The organism is Arenimonas sp., assembly GCF_019459675.1.
GTDB lineage: Bacteria > Pseudomonadota > Gammaproteobacteria > Xanthomonadales > Xanthomonadaceae > Arenimonas.
In genome coordinates, this window is sequence record NZ_JAIBFH010000328.1 from 1 (window position 1) to 2,929 (window position 2,929).

A 2,929-nucleotide genomic window follows, 5' to 3' on the forward strand; every position below is an offset into this window, starting at 1 on the left:
CCGGCGGGGGGCCGGGGGCCCCCGGGGGCGGGGTTCCGGGGGTGGGCGGCCCGGGGGGCGGGGCCGGCGGTGGCGGCCAGGCCCGGCCACTGCGGCTCGATCCGGTCGGCGTGGCGCCGCCATTTTTCAGGGTCGGGCGCGGTGAGCGTGTAGCGCGAATGCGGCAGCGTGTCGCCCAACGCACGGTCCCAGCCCCAGCCGGCCCAATCGCACAGGCGCTGGGCCTGGGGCTGTGGTTCGGCCAGGAAGCGGCCGTGGTCCACCGCGATCCAATCGGCCGGATCAATACCGTCGAGGTCGTCGAGCAGCTGCCGCGTGGCGGTGTCCCACTGCGCCGCCACCACTTCGCCCAGGGGCCGTCCCGACAGGGCGCGCCATCCGGGCGTGAGCAGGAACGACCACGGCAGACCCTGCCAATCGGGCAGGTTGGGGTACATCACGAAATGGCCCGACTGCCAGCCGTCGATCATGCTGCCGAGCACCTGGCGCGGATCGCGGTGCAGGTAGATGAAGCGCGCGCCCGGAAACACTTCGCGCAGGAACGGGATGCGCAGGGCGTTCTTGGGGGTTTTTTCCAGCATGCGCGGCGGGGTGCCGGCGGCAGGCGGGCGACCTTCGCGGTCGCGCAGGGCGTCCATGAAGCGCGCGCGCAGCCGCCCCGAAACGTCCTGCGTGGCGTCGGCGGCCATCAGGCGGTTGGAGGCGTAGTCGCGCTGCGAAGGCGCCAGGCCCGGTACGCCTTCGATCAGGCTGTGGCTCTCGTCGCCGATGGTGAACACGCCGGGCGCCGCGGCCAGGGTTTCGAACAGCAGGGTTGAACCCGAACGCGGCGGGCTGACAATGAACACCGGGCGATCGAAATCAACGGCGCGCGGAGACGCGGGCCGGGGCGCACGCGCGGCTTCGGCCACGGCGGGCGAGCCATGCACGTCCTGGCGCGACAGCTCGCCGCGCAGGTCGCGGTCGGCCAGCGCCACGTCGAACACGTACGACTTGAGTGCGAACTCCAGGCCCACTTCGTTGCGCAGGCCGATTTCGCCGATGCCCTGCGCGGCCAGCCGCGCCTGGGTTTCGTCGAGCAGGCTGCGGTAGCGCGGCCAGCCGCTGCTGGACTCGCCGAACGCCGACCACAGCGCCTGCCAGCGCCGCGCGAACACCAGCAGCGTCTGCTGCAGCGCGGGCAGGCGCGGGTCCTGGATGGCTTCGCCCAGCAGGAACACGACGTGCTCCCGGATTTCCCAGGGGCCCATCACCGTCGGCACGTTCACTGTTTCGAAATCCAGGGTCGGCAGCGGCTGGCCGGCGTCCAGCGGCACCGGCTGCGCGCGCCAAGACGGGTCGTCGCGCAGGGGCGTGCGGCCGGCGGCGATCAGGTCCCACAGGCGGTCGCCGCCCACCGTGTCCATCACCAGGTGGATGCGTTCGCGGTTGCTGGGGTTGAGCACGCGGTGGCGACGCCAGGTGTCGAAGATCCAGCATTCGCCCGGGGCCATGTTCACCTCGGTCTCGCCGCACTGGAACATGACGTCGGGCGTGGTGACGATGGGCACGTGCACGCGCATGCGGTCGCGCCAGTAATAGTTGGTGTCCACGTGCGGCGACACTTCCGACTGGCCGTAGAGCTTCATCAGGCGCGAGCGGCCCCAGGTGGCGCCCAGCGTGGCCATCAGCTGCATCACCTGCGGGCATTGCTCCAGCCACGGCGTGGGGCGCATGCGCCCGGCCAGCTCGTCGCTGTCCGGGTTGCCTTCGGTGGTGACCAGGGTAAGGGCGCTGTTGCCCGCCACGCCCACGGCGCGGGCGCGCCAGTGGCGATCGTCGACGGCGGCGACTTCCTGGGCCAGGGCATCGGCGTCGAAGGACACCGGCAGCTGGACGAACGGAACCTGTAGTTTCATTGCCTTCCGGAGGGATCGCCGGAGCGAGCCGGCTACGGCTGTCATGTTACTGGGCAAGGCCCGGAGCGGCCAGTTTCGTCGGGAATCAAAGGCTGCAGGTCACCGCGCGCCGCGGGCCGGGTGCCCGGCCCGCCAGCCTGTCGAGCGGCTGAATGGCCCGCGCCCGGCCGTTTGAGTTCAGCCCGGGTTGGGCGCGCCGGCCCGAGGATGCGCCTACGCCAACCCGGCGCCAGGAGTCAGCCATGAAGCGTTTCGCCGTCCGTTCCCTAGCTTTCGCGCTCGCGCTTGCCGCCGGCACCGCGGCCGCGCAGGAGTATTACGACGACCGTGGCCCGGTTTACGACGACCGCTACGCCGGCCAGGACGACGGCTATTACGGCGACGACACCGGCTATTACGGCCAGGATGACGCCTACGCCACGCAGGACGGCAGTGGCTACTACGGCCCGTCGCCGTCGGCCTACCCGGACCCGCGCGTGTCCTTGAACCAGGGCTACGGCTACGGCGCGCAGCAGGCGCCGGCCTACGACATGGCGCGCGTGGTCAGCGTCGATCCGATCGTCGAGCCCGGGCAGCCGGTCGCCCGCCAGCAGTGCTGGAGCGAACCGTCGCCGTCCTATGCCTCGCAGGGACGCGGCTATTCCAACGCCTACCGTGACCCGTATGCGCCCCGGGCCCAGACCACGGGCGGCGGCGCCCTGCTCGGCGCGATCGCCGGCGGCGTGCTCGGCAACAGCGTGGGTGACGGCGACGGCCGCAAGGCCGCGACCGTGATCGGTGCGGTGCTGGGCGGCAGCATCGGCAACAACATCGAGCGCAATGGTCGCTACCGCAACGACCCGTACCGCAACCAGGCCGCGAGCTACCCGCAGCAGGTGCAGCGCTGCCGCACGGTGACCTCGCAGGTGCGCGACGAGCGCGTGGTGGGCTACCGCGGCGGCTACGAATACGCCGGCCGCCGCGACGTTCCGATGACCGATTAACACCCGGGCAGCGAGTTACCCGTTGCCGGGGCAGTGTCGCCGGCCGGC

2 protein-coding genes are annotated in these 2,929 nt (G+C 71.6%); one reads left to right on the forward strand and one right to left on the reverse strand.

Annotated elements, in window-relative coordinates; translation table 11 throughout:
• Window positions 1–1,898, reverse strand: a 1,898-nt coding sequence (locus K0M70_RS11040) for a sulfotransferase (RefSeq protein ID WP_290781910.1), incomplete at its 3' end; no start/stop codon positions are given.
• Window positions 1,899–2,140: 242 nt separating this feature from the next.
• On the opposite strand from K0M70_RS11040, the gene K0M70_RS11045 reads away from it, so the two are divergent.
• Window positions 2,141–2,881, forward strand: a complete 741-nt coding sequence (locus K0M70_RS11045) for a glycine zipper 2TM domain-containing protein (protein WP_290781911.1) — start codon at window positions 2,141–2,143, stop codon at window positions 2,879–2,881.
• Window positions 2,882–2,929 lie beyond the last annotated feature (48 nt).